Source organism: Methylorubrum suomiense, from assembly GCF_022179765.1.
Lineage (GTDB): Bacteria > Pseudomonadota > Alphaproteobacteria > Rhizobiales > Beijerinckiaceae > Methylobacterium > Methylobacterium suomiense.
Window position 1 is genome coordinate 90,572 of sequence record NZ_BPRE01000003.1, and the last position, 21,950, is coordinate 112,521.

The following is a 21,950-nucleotide window of genomic DNA, read 5'->3' on the forward strand; positions in this document are numbered from 1 at the left end:
TTCAGACGAGATCGGCGCTCGTCACCCGCTGCACCCCCGCCCGCTCCATCGCGGCGAAGGCCTGCGCCGTGCCGTCGCGGTCGATGCCGCGCACGGCGTCCTCGATCACGTAGGTCTCGAACCCGGCGGCGCGGGCGTCGAGGGCCGACCAGAGGACGCAGTAATCGGTGGCGAGGCCGGCCAGGAACAGGCGGGTCAGACCGCGCTCGGTCAGGTAGCCGGCGAGCCCGGTGCGGGTCCGCCGGTCGGCCTCGAGGAAGGCGGAGTAGCTGTCGACCCCCGGGTGGTGGCCCTTGCGGATCACCAGTTCGGCCCGTTCCGCCTGAAGGCCCGGGGCGAGGGCGGCGCCGGGCGTGCCCTGCACGCAATGGTCCGGCCAGAGCCGCTGCTCGCCGTAGGCCATCGCCACCGTGTCGAAGGGCCGGCGGCCCGCATGGCGCGAGGCGAAGGAGGCGTGACCGGGCGGGTGCCAGTCCTGGGTCAGCACCATGTGCGGAAAGGCGGCGGCCAGCCGGTTGATCGGCCCGATCACGGCATCGCCTTCGGGGACCGCCAGCGCCCCACCGGGCAGGAAATCCGTCTGCACGTCGATGACGAGCAGGGTGTCGGTGGGTTCGCGCCGCATGCCAAGTCCAAACCCGAGTCCGGGGTGACGGAGCGCCCTGCCATCCGAGGGAGGCGGGGCGCCGCGCCGTGCCCAGGATGGTCGCATGGCCCGCGCGCGCGCCGGAATCCCCGCCGCCCGCATGGGTCCCCTGCACGGGCTCCCCTGCCCTGCGGCGAGGTCGGTGGAGCCCGGATCGAGGAAGCCCCTTACGGCGTCATCACCGTGGCGCCCGTGGTCTGCCGGTCGGCCAGATCGCGGTGCACCTGCGCCGCGTCGGCGAGCTTGGCGCGGGCATGGATCGGGATCTTCACCGCCCCGCTCGCCACGACCTCGAACAGCTCGGCGGCGTTGGCGTCGAGCTGTTCGCGGGTGGCGATGTGGGTGAAGAGGGTGGGGCGGGTGGCGTAGAGCGAACCCTTGGCGGCCAGGATGCCGATGTCGAACGCCTCGATCGGGCCCGAGGCCGAGCCGAAGCTGGCGAAGACGCCGCGGGGGCGCAGGCAATCGAGGGAGGCCGGGAAGGTCGCCTTGCCGACGCCGTCATAGACGACCGGAACCCCCTTCCCGCCCGTGATCTCCTTGACCCGGGCGGCGAAGTCCTCGTCGCGGTAGAGGATGACGTGGTCGCAGCCATGGGCGCGGGCGAGGTCGGCCTTCTCCGAAGTGCCGACGGTGCCGATCACGGTGGCACCGAGATGCTTGGCCCATTGCGTGGCGATGAGGCCGACGCCGCCGGCGGCTGCGTGGAACAGGATCGTGTCGCCGGGCTGCACCCGATAGGTCAGGCGCAGCAGGTAATGGGCGGTGAGGCCCTTCAGCATCATCGCGGCGGCGGTCTCGTCGGAGATCGCGTCGGGCACGTGGACGACGCCCTTGGTGTCGACCACGACCTCCTCGGCATAGGTGCCGACGGCGCCGGCATAGGCCACGCGCTCGCCGACGCGGAAATCGGTCACGCCCTCGCCCAGGGCATCGACGACGCCCGCGCCCTCCTTGCCGAGGGTGAAGGGAAGGCCCGCGGCCTTGTACTGGCCGGAGCGGAAGTAGATGTCGATGAAGTTGACGCCGATGGCGGTCTGGCGGACGCGGATCTGACCGGGGCCGGGCTCCGGCGTCGGGATGTCCTCGTAGACCATCGCCTCGGGGCCGCCATACTCGTGCACCCGGATCGCCTTCGGCATCGCGCTCTCTCCGTCCCTGTCGTCCGGCCCTCTCGGATGCCGGACATATCGGGCGCGGCGGCGGCGGCAAGCACTTTCGCGCGGATCGGCGCGGGATTCGGCCGCCGGCCCTGCCTATCCCTCCCGCACGGCGACGCGCATCCCCGTGCCGGACAGGCAGCGGCGAATGCGTTCGGCGATCTCGGGCGTCAGCTGATGGACATGGACATGCATCGTCGCGGTGTCCTCCGGCCGCACGCTCACCCGGTAGCGCAGGCCCTCGTCGCGCATCTGCCGCAGCAGGTTGGTGCTCGCCGTGGTCATCGCCGCGATGTGCTGCTCGATCAGGTCTGGCCGCATGCCGGGCGTCGCTCCTCTGGTGCCGTTCATCCGCGTCCCTGGCCGCCCGCCGAGGCCGTCGGCCGTGCCTCGGCATGGCCCTCGCCCGCCGCATCGGAGCCGTCGTCCCGGGGCGGGCGCACCTGACGGACCGGGGGGAACAGGTGGGACAGGCCCTGCGCCACGCCCACGAGCACGGGATCGTAGGGCGAGCCGAAATCGGCCGAGGTGACCTCGGGCCGGGCAGTGATGAATGTCCGCACGGTTACGCCCCCTCAGACGTCTGCTCCGCGCCCTGTGTCGCGCGCGATTCCGCTGTGTCGTCCGGCCCGGGTCGCCGCTTCCGGCGAGCCGACAACATAAGTTGCCAATTCGCCCGGGCGGATTTGGTTTCATCGCGTCGCGTCGTCTTGTCGCCGCCGCGGCCTCGCCGGGGCTCTCGGTCCGGGGGTCGCGCGCCCTTGACCCGGCCGGTGCGCAACCTCTGTTAGGACGGGGGCGGCCACCCTCCCCCATTGCCGGCTTTGCCGCCCTCTTGCGCCGCCCCAAGGAGCCCTGTCGCCGTGACGGTCCCGGTTCAGACTCGCGCCCTCCCCGCCGTCCCGCCCCGCTTCGAGGCGGCGGTGGTCGGCGCCGGGGCGGCCGGGCTCGCCGCGGCCCTGGCGCTCGCCCGCGACGGGGTGGCGACCGCCCTGGTCGGGCGCCACGCTCCGGTCGCCGACGGGCGCACCGTCGCGCTGCTCGACGGCTCGGTGCGGCTGCTCGCGGCGCTCGGCGCCTGGGCCGAGATCGCCCCGCACGCGGCGCCGCTCGCCGAGATGCATCTGATCGACGACACCGGCAGCCTGTTCCGCCCGCCGCCCGCCCGCTTCTCCGCGACCGAGATCGGCCTCGATGCCTTCGGCTGGAACGTCGAGAGCGCCCGCCTCGTCGAGACCCTGCGTCGGCAGGCCCGCACCACCCCCGGCCTGACCCTGTTCGAGGCGGATTCCACCGGGATGCAGACCGGACCGGACGCGGCGATCCTCACCCTGACGGACGGGCGCAGCCTCGCGGCCCAGCTCGTCGTCGCGGCCGACGGGGGGCGCTCGCCGCTGCGGCAGGCGGCGGGTCTGCGCACCCGCGAATGGTCCTACCCGCAGGCGGCGCTGACGACCCTGCTCGCGCATGAGCGGCCCCACCGCGACGTCTCCACCGAGTTCCACACCCGCAACGGGCCCTTCACCCTGGTGCCCCTGCCCGGCGGGCACCGCTCCAGTCTCGTCTGGGTCACCGGCGAGCGGGCGGCCAAGCGCCTGTCCGGCCTCGACGACACGGCGTTGGCGGCGGCGGTGGAGCATCAGGCCCGCTCGATGCTCGGTGCCATGCGGATCGACGGGCCGCGCGGCCTCGTGCCGATGCGCGGGCTCTCGGTGGCGAGCCCGGTGGGCGAGCGGCTCGCCCTGATCGGCGAGTCCGCCCACGTCTTCCCGCCGATCGGCGCGCAGGGGCTCAATCTCGGACTGCGCGACGCCGCCGCCCTGCGCGACGCCGTCCTCTCCGCCCGCGAGGCCGGGCGCGATCCCGGCACCGCCGCCGCGCTCGCGGGCTTCGCCCGGGGCCGCGGCATCGATGCCCGCCTGCGCGGGGCCGCGGTCGACATGCTCAACCGCTCGCTGCTCACCGATCTCGTGCCGGTCGATGCCCTGCGCGGGCTCGGCCTCGTCGTCCTCTCCTCGATCGCGCCCCTGCGCCGCCTCGTCATGCGCGAGGGCGTGCAGCCGCGGCTCGGAGCGCCCCGGCTGATGCGGTGAGGGTTCGGGATCCCGGCCTCTCCGTCACCGGCGGCGAAGGTCACAGAAAATCGCCGTAGAGATCGACGGTCTCGAAGCCCCGTTCGCGCAGGCGCTCGGCCAGCACCCGCCGATGGCAGAGGGCGGGGTCGCGCTCGAAGCAGAGCAGGCAGGTGGGGGCGCGGGCGGCGAGTTCGGCCAGCCCGTCGAGGGCCAGCCCGCCATCGGCGGTGTCGAGCACCTCCTCGCAGTAGATCCGACGCATCAGTCCGGCATCGTGGGCCCGGGCGGCCTCGCGACCGGATTTCGGGGTGCCGAGACTTCGGAAATGCGCGTAGCCGAGGCCGGCTTCCTCCAGACCCGCCTTGAGCGCGCCCTTCGAGAAGCCGCGCTTGCGCGAATTGGCCACCGCCCGCACGTCGGTGAGGATGGCGACGCCCGCCTCCTTGAGCGCGGCGTGCAGCCGCTCCGGGGCGAGGCCTTCGTATCCGATGGTAAACAGAGTGTAGCGCATGGGACGCTGGCTCGAAAAATCAGAGGGCGCAATGAATTAAGCCGGAGCATCGCCCCGTTCTGGGCGGCTCGTACCGGCCTATGTGCCCGGCTTGCAACGTGTTCCGGAAATCCGCCGCAATGCTGGCAAAGCTCTGTTAACCGCCCGTAGGGCATCGAATACCCATTGATTTCGCACGCGGGAAGTGGCGGGCCGTCGATGTCGCAGGACACCGGGTATACCTCTGAACGCCGTGCGGCCTCCCGCACCTGGCTGAAGCGGGGGCTTGCCGCCCTTCTGCTTTCCGGGCTCGCGGCCTGCGCCTCGCAGAACGACTTCTACCCCACCAAGGGCGACGTGAAGCCCCATCCGGGGGTGGCCAAGGCCAAGAACCACCCGATCCAGGGCATCGACATCTCCAAATGGCAGGGCCCGATCGATTGGGCCTCGGTGAGGAGCGCGGGCACGCAGTTCGCCTTCATCAAGGCGACCGAGGGCGGCGACCATGTCGACGAGCGGTTCCGCGAGAACTGGGACGGGGCGGGCCGGGCCGGCGTGCCGCGGGGCGCCTATCACTTCGTGTTCTGGTGCCGCTCGGCCGAGGACCAGATGGCCTGGTTCAAGAAGAACGTGCCGAACGATCCGACCGCCCTGCCCCCGGTGCTCGACGTGGAGTGGAACGGGCATTCGGCCAAGTGCCCGAAGAAGCTGCCCAAGGCCCAGGCCCTCGCCATGACCCGCTACATGCTGGAGGAGATGGAGCGCTACACCGGCAAGCGGCCGATCATCTACACCGACATCACCTTCCACAAGGACGTGCTGGAAGACGAACTGCCCGACTATCCCCACTGGGTCCGCTCCACCGCGGCCGAGCCGGAACAGCGTTACGCCAACCGCAAGTGGATGCTGTGGCAGTTCACCTCGACCGGCCGGGTGCCCGGCGTGCGCGGCGACGTGGACCGCAACGCCTTCTACGGCAGCCCGAAGGAATGGGCCTCCTTCCTCGCCACCGATTGCGATCCGCGCGACCACCGGCATCTCGCCTCGCAGGGATTGTGCACCGAGAAGTAGTAGGGCAGAAAGCCGGCGCGGTCGGCTGCGCGCCCGACGCGGGCGACGGGGGACGTCGGGGCGGATGCCCGGACGTCAACCTATGTTGTCGCCGGGCGTGATCGCGGGCCTATCGAATGCGATGAGGCGGTGCAGCGCGGGATTTTTCGCGTCCGGCGAAGATTTTGTCTACTTGTAGACAGACGTCGGGGCGGGGCTCGCGCTAGGAGCGCCGCATCCCCCGACGGACTCGAGCCTGTTCATGCCTTCGGCCCTGGAGCGCTGCTTCGAAGGCAACCTCCTTCTGAAATCCCTGCAGCCCGAGGATCGCGCCCTGCTGCTGCCGCATGCCGAGCGGCTCGAATATCCCCGCGGCGCCACTTTGTTCGCGGCGGGGCGCGAGGTCGATTTCATCAGCTTCCCCCTCGACCAGACGGTCGTGACGCTTCTCATCTCGATGATCGACGGGCGCAGTGCCGAGACTGCCACGATCGGCCGGGAGGGCGCGGTCGGCGGCGTGGTCAGCAATGGCGGCCTTCCCGCCTCGACCCATGCCCTGGTGCAGATCGCCGGTCCGGTGCTGCGGATGGACTCGGCCCGGCTCCAGGAGGCCAAAAGGCGCTCCGAGAGCCTGCGCAACCTGTTCACCCGCTACTCGGATTGCCTGCTCGCGCAGGTGCTGCAATCGGTGGCCTGCAACGCCCTCCACCCGATCGAGGAACGCTGCCTGCGCTGGCTGCTGACCCTGCAGGATCGGCTGGCGAGCGACGTGCTGCCGATCACCCAGGAATCGCTGGCGGCGATGCTCGGGGTCCAGCGGACCTACCTGACGCGCATCCTCAGGATGCTGCAACAGCAGGGACTGATCGAGGTCGGGCGCGGGCGCATCACCATCTTGGACCGGGCCGAGACCGAAGCGGTGGCCTGCGAGTGCCATTCCTGCGTCAAACGTCATTTCGAGACGGTGCTGGGTGCGGTCTATGCTCCAAATGGTCGCCTTGTTGCGATCGACCCACCCACCTAAAGCGCTGCCTGCCGGGATGACGCAGCCGTCGGACGAACATCTCGCGCGCGGCGGCCGTTGCGAACAGGAGCCGGGTTGCCGAGCCCGCGGCGAACGGGATGAAGGGGCGAACCGCGACCATGATCGAGGCCAGGATCAAGGTCATGACCGAGGTCGTGACATGCAGCGAGCCCGTCCACGCCGATGAGCCCCTTGCCTGACGCCTCCGTCGCGGCCGGATTCGCCGAGAGGCGCGCCGCGCTCGCGCGCTACGGCATCCTCGACACGCTGCCCGAGCAGGATTTCGACGATGCGGTCGCCCTCGCCGCGCAGCTCTGCGCCGCGCCGACCGCCCTCGTCAGCCTCGTCACCGAGGACCGGCAATGGTTCAAGGCGCGGCTCGGGTTCAGCGCCCCCGAGACCGGCCTCGACCGCTCGGTCTGCTCCCACACGCTCGGCCTGCGCGACGTCCTCATCATCCCCGATCTCGCCGCGGATGACCGCACCCGCACCAACCCTCTGGTCACGGGGGCGCCGGGGATGCGCTTCTACGCGGGCGCGCCGCTGATCACGCCCGAGAATGTCGCGATCGGAGCCCTGTGCGTGCTCGACGTGGTGCCCCGGCCCGAGGGCCTGAGCCCGGCCCAGAAGGCGGGACTGGCGGCGCTCGCTCGTTCGGTGATGACCAAGTTCGAGCTGCGCCGGGCGGCCCTGTCCCGCCGGGCGGAGATCGCCGCGCTGGCCGAGAGCGAGCTGCGCCTGCGGCTCGCCGTCGAGGCGACCGGCATCGGCACCTTCGACTACGACCTCACCGCGAACACGCTGCGCTGGGACGGGCGCACCCGCGCCCTGTTCGGGGTCGGCCCGGACGTTCCGGTGAGCTACGAGGGCAGCTTCCTGCCGCGCATTCACCCCGAGGACCGGGCGCGGACCGACGCCGCCGTGCGCGCCGCCCTCGATCCCGACGGCCCCGGCCGGTTCGATTGCGAGTACCGCACGATCGCTTCCGACGGCACGGTGCTCCACCGCGTCGCCGCCCGCGGCGCCCTCGTCGCGGAGGAGGGCCGGGCGCTCCGCTTCGTCGGTACGGTGCGCGACGTGACCGCCCAGCGCGCCGCCCTGGGGGCGCTTGCCGCCACCGAGGAGCGGCTGCGGCTGGCCACCCGGGCCACCAACGACGCCATCTGGGACTGGGACCTCGTCGCGGACCACGTGATGTGGAACGAGGCGCTGGAGGTGGCCTATGGCTGGACGCCGGAGACGGTCGAGCCCACCGGCCGCTGGTGGCTCGACCGCATACACCCGGACGACCGGGCCCGGATCGAGGCCGATATCCGCTCCGTCATCGACGGGACCGGCCATGACTGGCGCCACGAATACCGGTTCCGCCGTCGGGACGGGACCTATGCCGAGGTGTTCGACCGCGGCTCGATGGTGCGCGACGCCCGGGGAGAGCCCCTGCGGATGATCGGCGCCATGCTCGATCTGACCGAGCGCAACCGCGTCTCGGGCCAGCTCCGGGCGGTGTTCGAGGGCGCCAATGTCGGCATCGTCCAGATCGACCCGCGCACGCTGGTCGCGCTGGAGGTGAACGCCAAGCTCTGCACGATCTGGGGCGCGGAGGAATCCGACATCGTCGGCCATTCGGTGGCGAAATGGACGCCGCTGGAGGATACGGACGAGCGCGACCGCCTGCACCGTCGGTTGGCGGCGGGCGAGATCATGCGCGAGACCCTGGAGAAGCGCTATCGCCGCAAGGACGGGCGCCTGATCTGGGGCCGCGTCAACCTCGTCTCGCAGGTGAACGGCGACGCCCTGCTGACCACCGCGATGATCGAGGACATCACGGAGGAGAAGCGGGTCGAGACCCGCCAGCGGGCCCTGATCGAGCTCGGCGACCGCCTGCGCGATGCCTCCGACGCCGCCGAGGTCTCCGGCATCGCCGCCGCGATCCTCGGGCGCACGCTCGGCCTGTCGCGGGCGGGTTATTCCGCCATCGAGCCGGCCACCGGCCGGTTTCGGATCGAGCGCGACTGGACCGACGGGGCGTCGAGCCTCGCCGGCAGCCATCCCCTCGATCTCGTCCCGGCGACGATGGCGCGCCTGCGGCAGGGCGAGATCCTCGTGATCGCCGACGTCGCCGCCGATCCGGCCCTGGCGCCGGATGCGACGAGCTATGCCGGGCTCCTCACCCGCGCCCAGATCAAGGTGCCGCTGCTGCGCCGGAGCGAGCTCGTCGGCCTGCTCTTCGCCCATGCCGCCGAGCCCCGTACCTGGGAGCCGGGGGAGATCGGCTTCGTGCGGGAAGTGGCCGACCGGGTCTGGGCGACCCTGAGCCGGCTCCAGGCGGAGGAGCAGCAGCGCGTCCTCAACCGCGAGCTGAGCCACCGCCTCAAGAACACCCTGACCATGGCCCAGGCCATCGCCTCGCAGACCCTGCGCAACGTCACCGATGTCGGCTCGGTGAAGGAGGCGCTGGTGGCCCGCCTCGTGGCGCTCGGCAAGGCGCACGACATCCTGCTCTCGGGGGAGGGCGAGGGGGCGGGGCTGGAAGCGGTGCTCGCGGGTGCGCTCGCCATCCACGACGACGGCGAGCCCGACCGCATCCGCCTGTCGGGGCCGGCGATCGAGGTCGGCCCCAAGGCCGCGCTGTCGCTCTCGCTGATGATCCACGAACTCGCCACCAACGCCGCCAAGTACGGCGCCTTCTCGGTGCCCGGCGGGCGCGTCGGCCTGGAATGGACCATCGAGACTGGGCCGGAGGGCAGGGCAGGCCCCGACGCCCTCGTCCGCATGGTCTGGACCGAGAGCGGCGGCCCCCCGGTCGCGGTGCCGTCGCGCAAGGGCTTCGGGTCGCGCCTGATCGAGCGCGGCCTGTCCGGGGCCGTCGGCGGCGAGACCCGGACCGACTATGCGCCCGACGGCGTCGTCTGCCGCATCACCGCGCCGCTCGGGGGACTCCTCGAGAAGGAATGAGGGGCCCGGCGCCCCGGGCCGGCGCGGCATTTCCACGCTCGCGCGGCAACGAACCGGCGTCTCGCCGCTTGTCGCAGGGATCCGGCCCGAGGAACCCCGATGGACGAGACCGCCTCCCCTGCCGAATCCTCGCCCCGCGGTGACGGCGCGGGTCCGCTCGCCCTGATCGTCGAGGGCGATGCGATCCAGCGCATGGGAACGGTGGATTGCGTGGCGGCGGCGGGCTTCGCGGTGATCGAGGCGTGGAACGGCCCGACGGCCTTGCGCCAGATCGAGCGGCATCCCGACCTGCGCCTCGTCGTCATTGACGCCGACCTCGCCGATCCCGACGGACGCTTCGCCCTGGTCCACACCGTGGCCCATCGCCGGCCCCGCCTCGTCCTCGTCGCGGTCTCGGCGGGTCCGGCACCGGAGCCGGACGCCCTCCCCCGCGCCGTGCGCTTCGCGGCCAAACCCCTGACGGCGGCGCTCGCGCAGGCGATCCGGGACGGGTTAGGGACATCCTCCGTCGCGCCCTCACCGCGCTGAGGCGCCGGTTTCGGGGCGCCGGGCGGCACCAGAGACGGAACTCAGGACGTCCCCGGAGCGGATCCCCGTGATCGAAGTGACATCGTCGGCGGAGTGGCAGCCGTTGCGGGCGGCGGACATGGCGCGGGTCGACGCGATCGCGGGGCAGATCCATGCCGGTCTGCCGGAGCGGCCTGCGGTGCTGGCGGAGAAGCGCGACCTCTCCCCCGCCACCTGCCTGAAGCTCGTGCTCGACGGGTCCATCGTCGGATACGGGCTCGCTCACCCGTGGATCCTGCACGATGTGCCGCCGCTCGACGCATTCCTGACCGCGCTGCCGCCATCGCCGAGCTGCCTCTACGTCCACGACGTCGCGATTCTTTCCGAAGCGCGCGGCCGGCAAGCCGCCGCCCACTACATCGCCAGCCTCACGGCGCAGGCGCGCGTCTTCGGGATCGCGCATCTCGCCTGCGTCTCGGTCTACGGCACCGTCGGATTGTGGGCGGGGCTCGGCTTCACGGTGCGGGACGATCCGGGTTTGCGGGCGAAGCTGTCGAGCTACGGCGACAGTGCCCGGTACATGACGGCGAGGATTCGAGAGACCGCCTGACCGGCTCGTCCCCCAACCCCCTCATCCTGAGCTGCCCCTTGCCTCGGCAAGGGGCCTCGAAGGAGGGCTCCAACTCGCTGAGCGATCCCTTGGGCCCTCCTTCGAGGCGCCGCCTTCGGCTGCGCACTTCAGGATGAGGGGGGGTAGGATGGCGCTGCGGTGAAGTCCCTCAAACGTCACTCCGCCGGGACCGGCCGCCCCTCCCCGCTCTCTGCCGTCTTCGCATCGCCCCGCAGCCGCTCGGCGGCGATGTAGAACACGGGCGTGACGAACAGGGTCAGGATGGTGGCCACCACGAGGCCGCCGATCACCACCGTGCCCATGGAGAGCCGGGCGTTGGCGCCCGCCCCGCTGGCGATGGCGAGCGGCACGGCGCCGAGGATGAAGGCGAAGGAGGTCATCAGGATCGGGCGCATGCGCATCCGGGTGGCGTGCTTGGCCGCCTCCAGCGCGTCCTCGCCCTTGGCCCGCAATTCCTCGGCGAAGGACACGAGCAGGATCGAGTTCTTGGCGGCCAGTCCGACGAGGAGCAGCAGCCCGATCTGCCCGAACACGTCGAGGGGCATGTCGCGCAGGGCCAGGAAGCCGATCGCGCCGAAGATCGCGAGCGGCGTGGCGAGCAGGATCACGAGGGGCAGGCGCACCGATTCGTACTGCCCGGCGAGGAAGCAGAAGATCATGAACACGCCGAGCCCGAAGATGAGCGGCGCGAAGCTGCCGGCGATCTTCTCCTGGTAAGCCACCTCGGTCCACTCGATCGAGAAGTTGCGCGGCAATTCGGAGGACAGGCGCTCGACCGCCTCCAGGATCGTGCCGGAGGAGGAGGTCGGCTCGATGGTGATCGCTACCTCGATCGCCGGATAGGTGTTGTAGGACAGGACCGCCGTCGGTCCGGTGGTGAACTTCGCCTGGACCAGCGAGCCGAGGCGCACCGGCTGCCCGTCGGCGTTCAGGACGGTCAGCGCCTCCAGATCCTGGAACACGCGGCGGCCCGAGGCCTCGCTCTGGACATAGACCTGGTAGACGAAGCCGAAGCGGTTGAAGAGGTTGACGAAACTCGACCCGACATAGGTGCCGAGCGCCTCGAACAAGCGCGAGAGCGGCACGCCGAGCTGCTCGGCCTTGGCCCGGTCGATGTCGAGGCGGATCTGCGGCACGCCCCATTCGGTGGTCGGCGTCGCCCCGCTGACGCCGGGCAAAGCCTTGATCTTCTCGATGAACGCGTTGGCTGTCTTGGCGAGTCCGAGGCCGCCATTGCCGGAGCGGTCCTGGATTTCGAGCGTCAGGCCGCCGCGGCTGCCGAGGCCGGGGAGCGGCGAGGGATTGGCGATGCGCACCTGCCCGTCGGGATCGTGCTTGAAGCGCTCCTCCATGTCGCGGATCAGGTCGTTCACGGTCGTCGTGCGCTCGTCCCAGGGCTTCATCACCGGGATGTTGAAGCCGTAGAACGGGGCCACCGTGTCGGCGAGGAACGAGCGGCCGGACACGCCGATGGTGTGGTCGACGTCGTCGCGGGCGCGCAAGACCTCGCCGAAGCGGGCGTTCATCGCCTCGGTGCGCTGGACCGAGGCGCCGAGCGGCATCGCCACCTCGGCGTAGAGATAGCCCTGGTCCTCCTCCGGCACGAAGCCGGTCGGGCGCTGCATCAGGAGCAGCGCCGTCGCCCCGGCGAAGAGCGCGAAGACGACGAGCGTCAGCACGACGCGACGCGACAGGAACCCGATCGACGCGACGATGAAGCCCGCAATCCGCTCCAGGGCGGTGTTGAACCAGTCGAGCGGGCGCTGCCACCACGGGCGGCGGTATCCGTGCTCGTGCGGGCGCAGCAGCAGCCCGCAGAGCGCCGGCGTCAGGGTGAGCGAGACGATCGCCGAGATCAGCACCGAGATCGCGATGGTGAGCGCGAATTGGTTGTAGAGCTGGCCGGTCAGCCCCGGGATGAAGGCCACCGGCACGAAGAGCGCCGCGAGCACCAGGGTCGTGGCGATGACCGGCCCGCCGACCTCGTTGACGGCCGCCCGCGCGGCGGGCTTGGGGTCCTGCCCCTCCGCCATCAGCCGCTCGGTGTTCTCGACGACGATGATGGCGTCGTCCACCACCAGCCCCACCGCCAGCACGAGGCCGAGCAGGCTCAGGGTGTTGAAGGAGAAGCCGAGGAGCGCCATCGGCCCGAAGGTGCCGATCAGCGCCACCGGCACGGCGATGGTCGGGATCAGCGTCGCGCGCCAGTTCTGGAGAAACAGATAGGTGACGACGGTGACGATCAAGATCGCCTCGATCAGCGTCCGCACCACCTCGTAGATCGCTTCCTTGACGAACTCGGTGGAATCGAGCGCGATCTTGTAGTGCAGACCCGGCGGAAACCGCTTGGCGAGATCCGCCATGGTCTCGCGCGTCCCGTTCATCACGTCGACCGCATTGGCGTCGGGGTTCTGGAAGATGCCGAGCGTCGCCGCCTGCTTGCCGTCGAAGTTCGAGGTGACGCCGTATTGCTCGGATCCGAGCTCCACCCGGCCGACATCGGCGACGCGCACCACCGAGCCGTCGGCATTGGCCCGCAGGACGATGTTGGCGAATTCCTCCGGCTTCACCAGCCGGCCCTTGGTGACGAGTTGCAGCTCGAAGGGCGTCGCCCGGTCCATCGGCAGCTTGCCGAGCGAGCCGGTGGTCACCTGCGCGTTCTGCGCCTGGATCGCTTGGAGCACCGTCTCGGTCGCCATGCCGAGCGCTTCCATCCTGGCCGGGTCGAGCCAGACGCGCATGGCGTAGCGCATGTTCGAGAAGTTGAGGATGCGGCCCATGCCGGTGACCCGGCGCAGGGGCTTGATCACCTGGGTCTCGGCGTAATTGGCCAGGAACAGCTCGTCGAAGCCGGTGCCCTCGTCGGCGTAGAGCACGACGTTGCCGAGACGCTGGCGCGAGGACTTCTGGATTTCGAGACCTTGGTCGCGGACGGCCTGGGGCAGTTTGGCTTCCGCCCGGCTCGAGCGGGTCAGCACCTCGGCGGCGGCCGCGTCGAGATTCGAGCCGACTTCGAAGGTGGCGTCCACCGAGACGCTGCCATCGGCCGAGGAGGTCGACTGGATGTAGATGAGGCTCGGCGCCCCGTTGATCTCCTGCTCCAGCGGGATCGCGATCGATTCGTAAGCCTGCTGGGCGGAGGCGCCCGGATAGGTCGCCTGGATGTTGACGACGGGGGGCGCGATCTCCGGATATTGCGCCACCGGCAGGGTCAGCCCGGCGACGACGCCGATCGTCGTGATGATGATCGAGATCACCGCGGCGAGGATCGGCCGGTCGACGAACGTGGCGAACATGGGCCGGGCGCGTCTCCGGAATTGTTTTGCACGAGGCAGCGAAGAGTCCGCGTGCAACGTCTTGGGCTTCAGCGTGTTCCCCCACCTGCCGCGCCGCCCCGTCGGGACGGGCCCGCGGCGCCGGGAAGGGGGGCTTCGTGCGGTCAGGCGTCGGTTTCGTCATCGCCGGCATCGTCATCGGGGCGATGGGGATCGCGGGCGGCGCGTGGTGGGGGATGGGCCGTCCGATCCCGGGCTTCCTCGCCCACCATCTCAAGGTGGATCAGCGCAACAAGGCCAAGCAGAAGGAGGAGCCGGCGCTCGCCGTGAAGGTGGTGCCGGCCGAGCAGGCCGAGGTTCCCGTCGCCTTCGAGTATACCGGCACCATCGTCTCGCCCCGCGACGCGGAACTCCAGGCGCGGGTGACCGGCATCGTGGTGGAGCGCGCCTTCGAGCCCGGCGGCCACGTCAAGAAGGGGCAGGTGCTGTTCCGCATCGATCCGCGGCCCTTCGAAGTGGCGCTGCAATCGGCGACCGCGCTCCGCGATCAGGCCAAGGCCACCCTCGACTTCGCCCAGGCCGAGGTGAACCGCACCGAGCAACTCGCCGACAAGGGCTTCGCCACCGAGCAGCGCGCCCAGCAGAACCAGTCGAACCTCGCCACCGCGACCGCCAAGCTCAACGAGGCGGAAGCCGCCATCGCCCGGCAGAAGCTCAACCTCGACTACGCGGTGATCCGCGCGCCGATCGACGGGCGCTCGTCGCTGTCGCTCACCAATATCGGCGACATGGTGATCGAGAATCAGACCCGCCTCGTCTCGGTGGTGCAGGTGAACCCGATCGACGTGCAGATGGCGCTCTCCTCCGAGGACGCGGAGGCCGTTCGGGTGGCGCTGGCCGAGAAGAGGGCCAAGGTCCAGCTCCTCGACGTGCAGCGCGAGCCCGTGCGCGAGGCCACGATCTATCGCCTCGACAACCGCTTCGATCCTCGCACCGGCCGCCGGCTGATCCAGGCGTGGCTCGACAATGCCGACGAGCGCTACCTGCCCGGCCGCTTCGTGCGCGCCCGCATCGAGGTCGGACGCCAGGAGCGGCTGCTGGTGCCGACCATCGCGCTGTCGGCCCAGCTCGACCAGCAGGTGGTCTGGACGGTGGACGACCAGAACACGGTTCACATGACCGCGATCGAGGTCGGGGATGCCTACGGCGACCGGACCGCGGTGCTCAAGGGCCTCAAGCCCGGCACCCGGGTTGTGGTCGATCACCTCCAGAGCCTGAGCCAGAACCTGAAGGTCGAGCCGCGGGTGAGCGAGCCGGTGAAGGCCGTCGAGAACACGCCCGCCGCCGGCGAGGCGCGGCATTGATGCCGATCGTCAGGGGAGAGCGAGGTCCGGGTCTTGCGGCGCGGACCGCGCGCGCAGCCCCGGCCGTTCCCACCGGGACACGCGCGAGACCAGGAGCGAGACAGGGACGATGACGCTTCTCACCATGCCGGCCTTGCATGCCCTCGTGTTCGTGCTGGGCTGCGCCCTGATCCATGCCGCCCGCGCCCATGCCGCGGCCCTGGCCCGCGTGCTGACCGAGGCGGTGCTGCTGCTCGCCATCCTTCTGCTGGTCAGCGCCGCCATCAACTCGGCGGTCGAGGCCACCCTCGGCGGGACCGGCCCCTACGATGGGATCGTGGCGCTGGACACGCCCTGAGCCGGGTCGCGGGTCAGGCCGCCCGCACCTGCTCCAGGAACCCGCCGACCTCCCGCCTCAGGGCCGATGCCTGACGGGCGAGGTCGCTCGCCGCCCCCAGAACCTGGGTCGAGCCGGCGCTGGCGCCGACGGCGGCGTTCGCCACGCCCGCGACGGTGTCGGAGACGGTGCGGGTGCCGTGCGAGGTCTCGACCGTGGTGCGGGCGATCTCGGCGGTGGCCGCGCCCTGCTGCTCGACCGCCGCGGCGATGTCGCCGGAGATCCGCGCCAGCGCGCGGATGGTGCGGCCGACCCCGCCGATGCCGGCGACCGACGCTTCGCCCGAGGCGGCGATCTCGGCCACGCGCCCGGCGATCTCCTCCGTCGCCCGGGCGGTCTGACCGGCGAGCTCCTTCACCTCCGCCGCGACGACCGCGAAGCCGCGCCCCGCCTCACCGGCCCGGGCCGCCTCAATGGTGGCGTTCAACGCCAGGAGGTTGGTTTGCCCGGCAATGTCCGAGATCAACCCGACGATCCGGGCGATGCCGCCCGCGGCCCCCGCCAGCCGTTCGACCTCCGCGGCGGTGCGGGCGGCGTCCGCCTCGGCATGGGCCGCGGCGCCGGCCGAGGCGACGACCTGCCCGCCGATCTCGCGGATCGAGGCAGACAGCTCCTCGGTCGCCGCGGCGATGGTGTCGGAGGCGAGCGCCGCCTTCTCCGAGGCCGCCGCCGCCGCGGCGCTCAGGGCGGAGGTCTCGTCCGCCGCCGCGTTCATGGCGCGGGCGGCGCCCTCCAGCTGCTGGGCCGCCGTCGAGACCGCCTCGACGATGCCGCCGACCCGGGCCTCGAAGCCGTCGGCGATGTCCAGCATCGCCGCGCGGCGGCGCACCGCCTCCTCCTGCGTGCTCTGTTCCCGGGCGGCGCGGGTGCGAGCCCGCTCGGCCACGCTGTCGCGGAACGCCGCCGCCGCCGCCGCGATGGCGCGCAGTTCGTGCGGGCCCTTCACCGGCACCTCGACCGTGGTGTCGCCCTGCCCGATCGCCGTGAGGGCCTTCGCCATGCGGCTCAGGGGCCGTGCGATGGCCGAGCCGAGGGCGAAGGCGAGCGCCACCGACAGGGCCAGCATCGCCAGCAATCCGGCGGACCACAGGGCGGCGGCCCGCTCGGCCCGGGCGCGGGCGGCCCCCGCCTCCCGGCCGAGCGATCCGGTGAGCTGGTCCTCGATCGCCTTGAGCCCGTCGATGCGCTGGGTCGCCAGCCGGAACCAGCCCTTGGCATCGGTGAAGGCGGGCGCCTGCCCCGGCACGGTGCCGAGGGCGATCCCGCGGATGCGAGCGACCGCGCGGGCCGGCTCGGCGGCATTGGCCGCGTCGAGGCTCTCCACGTCCTCGGCCGGGCTCGCGGCCCGGAACAGTCGCTCGTAGGTGTCCTGATCGGCCGCGAGGCCGGCCAGCCTGCGGTAGCCCGGCAGGTCGAGGCTGCCCGCGGCGAAGGCCGCGGAGGCCGCGGCCCGTTCCTGGCCGGCGACTTCCTTGAGCGACAGGAAGGCCGAATAGGCCGCGATCCGCGCGCCCACCGCCGGGTCGGCGGCGACCTGCCCGACCTCGCGCACGAGGGCGAGCGCCTCGGCGATGACCCCGGAATAGAGCGCGAGATTGGCCGGCACGGCCGTCTCCAGGCGGTCGACGGCGCCGCGATGCGGCTCGATCCGGCCCAGGGCCGCCCGCAGGGCGCCGGCCTTGCCGGCGACGCCCTCGCCCGCCTCCACCGGCTCGGCCGCCGGGGCGATGGCATCGAGCGCGACCAGAAGCGCCGCGCGGGCGCCGTCGGTCAGCTGGCGCTGGGCGGCGAGTTCGGGACCGAATTGCGCGCCCTTCGAGCCGAGGAACAGGGACGAGGCGCCACGCTCCTTCTGCGCCTCGTGCACGAGGGCGCTGATCCGCGCCGACAGGCCGACGAGCGACTCCATCCGGGCCATCGTCCGGCCCTCCCCGATCCGTCCGTAGGCCGCCTCCCCGGCCACTCCGGCGAAGGCAAGACACGGGATCAGCGCCACGGCGACGATGCGCCCCCGCAACGAGCCGAACATCTTCGGTCCGGTCATGGGCGAACCGGATTGTCCGTGAATGGATGAGTTCAGCATCGCGCGGCCATCGTTCAGTATTTGCGGGAAGCGGCATGCGTTCTGTTCGTGAAAAATCGGTTGTCTTCTGTGTTTATTGATCAAAATTAGGCAGTTTGTATAATTTTTGTGCGGCGGGATCATAAATTGGGCGGGCGCGGTATCGCCCTCCCGGCCCTGGGTGGCGGTTCATCCGCCGGTACCAGCCGTCCGGCCTCCGACCGACTCCATCCCCTCGCCCCACCGGCGGAACCCCACGGGACCGGCCGTCTTGGATCGCAGGCTTGCGATACAGGCTGGGCACAAGCGCGGCGGCGCGAACCGGAGGACGAGCATGACGGCATCCGACCAGGGACAGGGCGGGGCGGGCGGGCGCTTCGACATCCATGCCATCGCCCGCGGCCTGCCGGAGGAGGCCGCGACGCTCCTCGTCGATGCCTATCTGTCCGACCGCGCGGCGGCGAGCGTCCGGGTCTTCCGCGTCTATCGTCCGACGCCGCCGCATTATCACGCCACCTGCGACGAGGCGCTCTACTGCGTCTCGGGCCGCGGCACCTTCTGGATGGGCGATGCCTCCGGCGAGGCCGAGTTCGGCCCGGGCCATCTCCTGCTGTTCGACCGGGGCACGGTCCACGCCCTGCCGAAGATCCTCGAAGAGCCGCTGGTCTTCCTCTCGGTCGATACCCCGCGCCGGGCGCCGACCGACATCGTCTTCGTGAATCCGGAGGACGGCACGCCGGCGACCTTCATGGCGCGCAATGCGGAGGGCGGCGGGACTTAGAGCATCGGCCCGGACGGGGGGGGGCCGGCTCACGGGAGAAAGCCGATGCGGCCTGCGGGTCCGTCACGCCGGCTGTCGGTGCCCCCTGCCCGCACAGCGGCCACGTCCCTGCGGAACCGCCGATCTCGGCCATGCGTCTGCGCGGGGCGGAGTCTGCGGCGCCCGCGCCACCTTGCCGACTTGATCGGCGTTGCCGTCGTACCCGTTCCGTTCTAGTGGTTTCGCGCGGCGCGGAACCCATCTGCGTTTTCGAAACCTGTTCCCGCGCAGCACACCCGCCCAACGCTTCGACGGCGCATCGGCGCGGTGACTTCGGCACGACCGCGAGAGAATTCGTCGCCCATGGCCACAGCCAAAGCCCGCAAAGCCGCGACCGCGGCCGGCAAAGGGGTCGAAACGGAGGAGCAGGCCGATGCCCGCCTCGCCGCCCTGTTCGACGCTGCGGCGCCCTCGGCGCGCGACACGCGCGTGATCTCCGTGCGGGGTGCCCGCGAGCACAACCTCAAGAACGTCGATCTCACCATCCCGCGGGACAAGCTCGTGGTGTTCACGGGGTTGTCCGGCTCCGGCAAGTCGTCGCTCGCCTTCGACACGATCTACGCCGAAGGGCAGCGCCGCTACGTCGAGTCGCTCTCGGCCTATGCCCGGCAGTTCTTGGAGATGATGTCCAAGCCCGATGTCGATCAGATCGACGGGCTCTCGCCGGCCATCTCCATCGAGCAGAAGACGACCTCGAAGAACCCGCGCTCGACGGTCGGCACCGTCACCGAGATCTACGATTACATGCGTCTTCTCTGGGCGCGGGTCGGCATCCCCTACTCGCCCGCCACCGGCGAGCCGATCGAGAGCCAGACCGTCAGCCAGATGGTCGACCGGGTGCTGGAGCTGCCGGAGAAGACCCGGCTCTACCTGCTCGCCCCCGTCGTCCGAGGGCGGAAAGGCGAATATCGAAAAGAAATCGCCGAATTCCAGAAGAAGGGCTTCCAGAGGCTTCGCATCGACGGGGAGTATTGCCCGATCGACGACGTGCCGAAGCTCGACAAGAAGCTCAAGCACGACATCGACGTGGTGGTCGACCGCATCGTCGTGCGGGCCGACATCGCCGCGCGCCTCGCCGATTCGTTCGAGACGGCCCTGGAACTCGCCGACGGCATCGCCGACATCGAGTTCGCGGACACGCCGGAGGGCGAGGCCCCGAAGAAGATCACCTTCTCGTCGCGCTTCGCCTGCCCGGTCTCGGGCTTCACGATCCCCGAGATCGAGCCGCGGCTGTTCTCGTTCAACAACCCGTTCGGCGCCTGCCCGACCTGCGGCGGCATCGGCCACGAGATGCGCATCGATCCGGAGCTCGTGATCTCGGATGCGGCGCTCTCGCTGAAGCGCGGTGCGGTGGGGCCCTGGGCCAAATCCACCTCGCCCTATTACGATCAGACGCTGGATGCGCTCGCGCGCCATTTCGGCTTCAAGACCACCGTCCCGTGGTCGACGCTACCGGCCACGGCCAAGCAGGCGATCCTCTACGGCACCGGCACGGAATCGGTGCGGTTCGACTACTATGACGGCCTGCGCTCCTACTCGGTCAACAAGCCGTTCGAGGGCGTGATCCCGAATCTGGAGCGGCGCTACAAGGAGACCGAGAGCGATGCGAGCCGGGAGGAGATCGGCCGCTTCATGAGCGCCACGCCCTGCGAATCCTGCGGCGGCAAAAGGCTCAAGCCCGAGGCGCTGGCGGTCAAGATCGACCGGCAGGATATCGGCGAGGTGACGGCTCTCTCGGTGCGGGAGGCCCATCGCTGGTTCTCCGAAATCTCCGAAAAACTCACGGACAAGCAGAACGAGATCGCCGTCCGCATCCTGAAGGAGATCCGCGACCGGCTGACCTTCCTGGTCGATGTCGGCCTCGAATACCTCACCCTCGCCCGCGGGTCCGGCTCGCTGTCCGGCGGCGAGAGCCAGCGCATCCGCCTCGCCTCGCAGATCGGCTCGGGGCTCACCGGCGTGCTCTACGTCCTCGACGAGCCCTCGATCGGCCTGCACCAGCGCGACAACGAGCGCCTGCTCGGCACGCTCAAGCGCCTGCGCGATCTCGGCAATTCGGTGATCGTGGTCGAGCACGACGAGGACGCGATCCTGCAGGCCGATTACGTGGTTGATGTCGGGCCGGGCGCGGGCATCCACGGGGGCGAGATCATCGCCCAGGGCACGCCGCAGGAATTGCTGAAGGACCCGGCCTCGCTCACCGCCAAGTACCTCACCGGCGAGCTCTCGGTGCGCACCCCCAAGGTCCGGCGCGATCCCGGTCGCGGCATGCTCACCGTGGTTGGCGCGCGGGGCAACAACCTCAAGGATGTCACGGCCAAAATCCCGCTCGGCACCTTCACCTGCATCAGCGGCGTGTCGGGCGGCGGCAAGTCGACCCTCGTCATCGACACGCTCTACAAGGCGGCGGCCAAGCGCCTGAACGGCGCGCTGGAGCATCCCGCGCCCTTCGACGCGATCGAGGGGCTGGAGCATCTCGACAAGGTCATCGACATCGACCAGTCGCCGATCGGGCGCACGCCGCGCTCGAACCCGGCGACCTATACGGGCGCCTTCACCCCGATCCGCGACTGGTTCGCGGGGCTCCCCGAGGCCAAGGCCCGCGGCTATCAGGCGGGGCGGTTCTCCTTCAACGTGAAGGGCGGGCGCTGCGAAGCCTGCTCGGGCGACGGCGTCATCAAGATCGAGATGCACTTCCTGCCCGACGTCTACGTCACCTGCGACGTGTGCAAGGGCAAGCGCTACGACCGCGAGACGCTGGAGGTGCGCTACCGCAACAAGTCCATCGCCGACGTCCTCGACATGACGGTCGAGGAGGCGGCGGACCTGTTCAAGGCCGTCCCCTCGATCCGCGAGAAGATGGAGACGCTGGCCCGCGTCGGCCTGCACTATGTCCGCGTCGGCCAGCAGGCGACGACGCTGTCCGGCGGCGAGGCGCAGCGGGTGAAGCTGTCGAAGGAGCTGTCCAAGCGCGCCACGGGCCGCACCCTCTACATCCTCGACGAGCCGACCACCGGCCTGCATTTCCACGACGTGGCCAAGCTGATGGAGGTGCTCCACGAACTCGTCGACCAGGGCAACACGGTCGTCGTGATCGAGCACAACCTCGAGGTCATCAAGACCGCCGATTGGGTGATCGACATGGGACCCGAGGGCGGCGACGGCGGCGGCAAGGTGGTGGCGCAGGGCACGCCCGAACAGATCGCCGCCAGCACGGCGAGCCATACCGGGCGCTTCCTGCGCGAGGTGCTGGCCCGCCGACCGGCCCCGACCGCCAAGTCGACGGTCAAGTCGACGGTCACGTCGACCGCCAAAGCGGGGCCCAAGACGGCGAAAGCGTCGCCCGCTCCACAGGCACCGGACAAGACCGCCGCGCGGCGCGGGCCGGGCACGGGCCGGAATCGTCAGGCGGCCGAGTAGCCGCCGGCACGGGCCCCTCCCTCGCCGTGAAATGGGGGTGGGGGTCGGGGCAACGGAACGATTCGCCGCCGACCCTTCGGCCTCTCCCGGCCGAT

The 21,950-nt window shown here is 70.8% G+C and carries 17 protein-coding genes; 10 read left to right on the plus strand and 7 right to left on the minus strand.

What is annotated here, in order from left to right:
* Position 1: 1 nt before the first annotated feature.
* The 4 genes from pncA to MFF26_RS05835 form a co-directional block, all read right to left on the minus strand.
* Complete coding sequence (gene pncA, locus MFF26_RS05820; RefSeq protein WP_137828267.1) at positions 2 to 625, minus strand: bifunctional nicotinamidase/pyrazinamidase; 624 nt, start codon at positions 623 to 625, stop codon at positions 2 to 4.
* 188 nt (positions 626 to 813) lie between these two features.
* Positions 814 to 1,788, minus strand: a complete 975-nt coding sequence (locus MFF26_RS05825) for a quinone oxidoreductase family protein (protein WP_137828268.1) — start codon at positions 1,786 to 1,788, stop codon at positions 814 to 816.
* Positions 1,789 to 1,902: 114 nt separating this feature from the next.
* Complete coding sequence (locus MFF26_RS05830) at positions 1,903 to 2,157, minus strand: hypothetical protein (RefSeq protein ID WP_238307739.1); 255 nt, start codon at positions 2,155 to 2,157, stop codon at positions 1,903 to 1,905.
* Positions 2,154 to 2,369 (minus strand): hypothetical protein, encoded by a 216-nt coding sequence (locus MFF26_RS05835; RefSeq protein ID WP_137828270.1) that lies wholly within the window; start codon positions 2,367 to 2,369, stop codon positions 2,154 to 2,156. Before MFF26_RS05835 ends, MFF26_RS05830 begins: the two co-directional genes overlap by 4 nt.
* Before the next feature lie 300 nt (positions 2,370 to 2,669).
* Between MFF26_RS05835 and MFF26_RS05840 the strand changes: the two genes are divergently transcribed.
* Complete coding sequence (locus tag MFF26_RS05840) at positions 2,670 to 3,899, plus strand: UbiH/UbiF family hydroxylase (protein ID WP_238307740.1); 1,230 nt, start codon at positions 2,670 to 2,672, stop codon at positions 3,897 to 3,899.
* A 40-nt stretch (positions 3,900 to 3,939) separates the two neighbouring features.
* On the opposite strand, the gene MFF26_RS05845 is transcribed toward MFF26_RS05840, so the two are convergent.
* Positions 3,940 to 4,392 (minus strand): DUF488 domain-containing protein, encoded by a 453-nt coding sequence (locus MFF26_RS05845; RefSeq protein WP_137828272.1) that lies wholly within the window; start codon positions 4,390 to 4,392, stop codon positions 3,940 to 3,942.
* A gap of 198 nt (positions 4,393 to 4,590) precedes the next feature.
* Here MFF26_RS05845 and MFF26_RS05850 point away from each other — a divergent pair, with 198 nt between their 5' ends.
* The 5 genes from MFF26_RS05850 (at position 4,591) to MFF26_RS05870 (ending at position 10,517) form a co-directional block, all read left to right on the plus strand.
* Positions 4,591 to 5,442 (plus strand): glycoside hydrolase family 25 protein, encoded by an 852-nt coding sequence (locus MFF26_RS05850; RefSeq protein ID WP_137828273.1) that lies wholly within the window; start codon positions 4,591 to 4,593, stop codon positions 5,440 to 5,442.
* A gap of 241 nt (positions 5,443 to 5,683) precedes the next feature.
* Entirely contained in the window at positions 5,684 to 6,445 is a 762-nt protein-coding gene (locus tag MFF26_RS05855) for a Crp/Fnr family transcriptional regulator (protein WP_137828274.1), read from the plus strand.
* A 183-nt stretch (positions 6,446 to 6,628) separates the two neighbouring features.
* Complete coding sequence (locus MFF26_RS05860) at positions 6,629 to 9,400, plus strand: PAS domain S-box protein (RefSeq protein WP_137828275.1); 2,772 nt, start codon at positions 6,629 to 6,631, stop codon at positions 9,398 to 9,400.
* Between the two features lie 99 nt (positions 9,401 to 9,499).
* Positions 9,500 to 9,928 carry a response regulator gene (locus tag MFF26_RS05865; protein ID WP_137828276.1) on the plus strand — a complete coding sequence of 143 codons (429 nt, stop codon included), beginning with the start codon at positions 9,500 to 9,502 and terminating at the stop codon, positions 9,926 to 9,928.
* A gap of 67 nt (positions 9,929 to 9,995) precedes the next feature.
* Complete coding sequence (locus MFF26_RS05870; protein ID WP_308447732.1) at positions 9,996 to 10,517, plus strand: GNAT family N-acetyltransferase; 522 nt, start codon at positions 9,996 to 9,998, stop codon at positions 10,515 to 10,517.
* A gap of 176 nt (positions 10,518 to 10,693) precedes the next feature.
* Here MFF26_RS05870 and MFF26_RS05875 read toward each other — a convergent pair whose 3' ends face one another.
* A complete protein-coding gene (locus tag MFF26_RS05875) occupies positions 10,694 to 13,834 on the minus strand; it encodes an efflux RND transporter permease subunit (RefSeq protein WP_137828344.1) in 3,141 nt (1,046 codons plus the stop codon).
* A 137-nt stretch (positions 13,835 to 13,971) separates the two neighbouring features.
* On the opposite strand from MFF26_RS05875, the gene MFF26_RS05880 reads away from it, so the two are divergent.
* Together MFF26_RS05880 and MFF26_RS05885 are read left to right on the plus strand one after the other, a co-directional pair.
* The gene (locus MFF26_RS05880; protein ID WP_137828345.1) at positions 13,972 to 15,177 is read left to right on the plus strand and encodes an efflux RND transporter periplasmic adaptor subunit; all 1,206 of its coding nucleotides are present in this window, start codon (positions 13,972 to 13,974) and stop codon (positions 15,175 to 15,177) included.
* 109 nt (positions 15,178 to 15,286) lie between these two features.
* Positions 15,287 to 15,514 (plus strand): hypothetical protein, encoded by a 228-nt coding sequence (locus MFF26_RS05885; RefSeq protein ID WP_137828346.1) that lies wholly within the window; start codon positions 15,287 to 15,289, stop codon positions 15,512 to 15,514.
* A 13-nt stretch (positions 15,515 to 15,527) separates the two neighbouring features.
* Here MFF26_RS05885 and MFF26_RS05890 read toward each other — a convergent pair whose 3' ends face one another.
* A complete protein-coding gene (locus MFF26_RS05890; RefSeq protein ID WP_238307741.1) occupies positions 15,528 to 17,597 on the minus strand; it encodes a methyl-accepting chemotaxis protein in 2,070 nt (689 codons plus the stop codon).
* Positions 17,598 to 17,949: 352 nt separating this feature from the next.
* Here MFF26_RS05890 and MFF26_RS05895 point away from each other — a divergent pair, with 352 nt between their 5' ends.
* Both MFF26_RS05895 and uvrA read left to right on the plus strand, forming a co-directional pair.
* Positions 17,950 to 18,396: a cupin domain-containing protein gene (locus tag MFF26_RS05895; protein ID WP_137828347.1), complete on the plus strand. Its 447-nt coding sequence runs from the start codon at positions 17,950 to 17,952 to the stop codon at positions 18,394 to 18,396.
* 342 nt (positions 18,397 to 18,738) lie between these two features.
* On the plus strand, positions 18,739 to 21,855 hold the full coding sequence (gene uvrA / locus MFF26_RS05900; RefSeq protein WP_238307742.1) for an excinuclease ABC subunit UvrA: 3,117 nt from the start codon (positions 18,739 to 18,741) through the stop codon (positions 21,853 to 21,855).
* Positions 21,856 to 21,950: the final 95 nt, after the last annotated feature.

Bases quoted from the DNA above. Each gene is read 5' to 3' on its own strand.
- pncA (WP_137828267.1), bottom strand. From the start codon at position 625: ATGCGGCGCGAACCCACCGACACCCTGCTCGTCATCGACGTGCAGACG.
- uvrA (WP_238307742.1), top strand. From the start codon at position 18,739: ATGGCCACAGCCAAAGCCCGCAAAGCCGCGACCGCGGCCGGCAAAGGG.
- MFF26_RS05860 (WP_137828275.1), top strand. From the start codon at position 6,629: ATGAGCCCCTTGCCTGACGCCTCCGTCGCGGCCGGATTCGCCGAGAGG.
- MFF26_RS05895 (WP_137828347.1), top strand. From the start codon at position 17,950: ATGACGGCATCCGACCAGGGACAGGGCGGGGCGGGCGGGCGCTTCGAC.
- MFF26_RS05855 (WP_137828274.1), top strand. From the start codon at position 5,684: ATGCCTTCGGCCCTGGAGCGCTGCTTCGAAGGCAACCTCCTTCTGAAA.
- MFF26_RS05830 (WP_238307739.1), bottom strand. From the start codon at position 2,157: ATGAACGGCACCAGAGGAGCGACGCCCGGCATGCGGCCAGACCTGATC.
- MFF26_RS05825 (WP_137828268.1), bottom strand. From the start codon at position 1,788: ATGCCGAAGGCGATCCGGGTGCACGAGTATGGCGGCCCCGAGGCGATG.
- MFF26_RS05890 (WP_238307741.1), bottom strand. From the start codon at position 17,597: ATGACCGGACCGAAGATGTTCGGCTCGTTGCGGGGGCGCATCGTCGCC.
- MFF26_RS05865 (WP_137828276.1), top strand. From the start codon at position 9,500: ATGGACGAGACCGCCTCCCCTGCCGAATCCTCGCCCCGCGGTGACGGC.
- MFF26_RS05850 (WP_137828273.1), top strand. From the start codon at position 4,591: ATGTCGCAGGACACCGGGTATACCTCTGAACGCCGTGCGGCCTCCCGC.
- MFF26_RS05875 (WP_137828344.1), bottom strand. From the start codon at position 13,834: ATGTTCGCCACGTTCGTCGACCGGCCGATCCTCGCCGCGGTGATCTCG.
- MFF26_RS05845 (WP_137828272.1), bottom strand. From the start codon at position 4,392: ATGCGCTACACTCTGTTTACCATCGGATACGAAGGCCTCGCCCCGGAG.
- MFF26_RS05885 (WP_137828346.1), top strand. From the start codon at position 15,287: ATGACGCTTCTCACCATGCCGGCCTTGCATGCCCTCGTGTTCGTGCTG.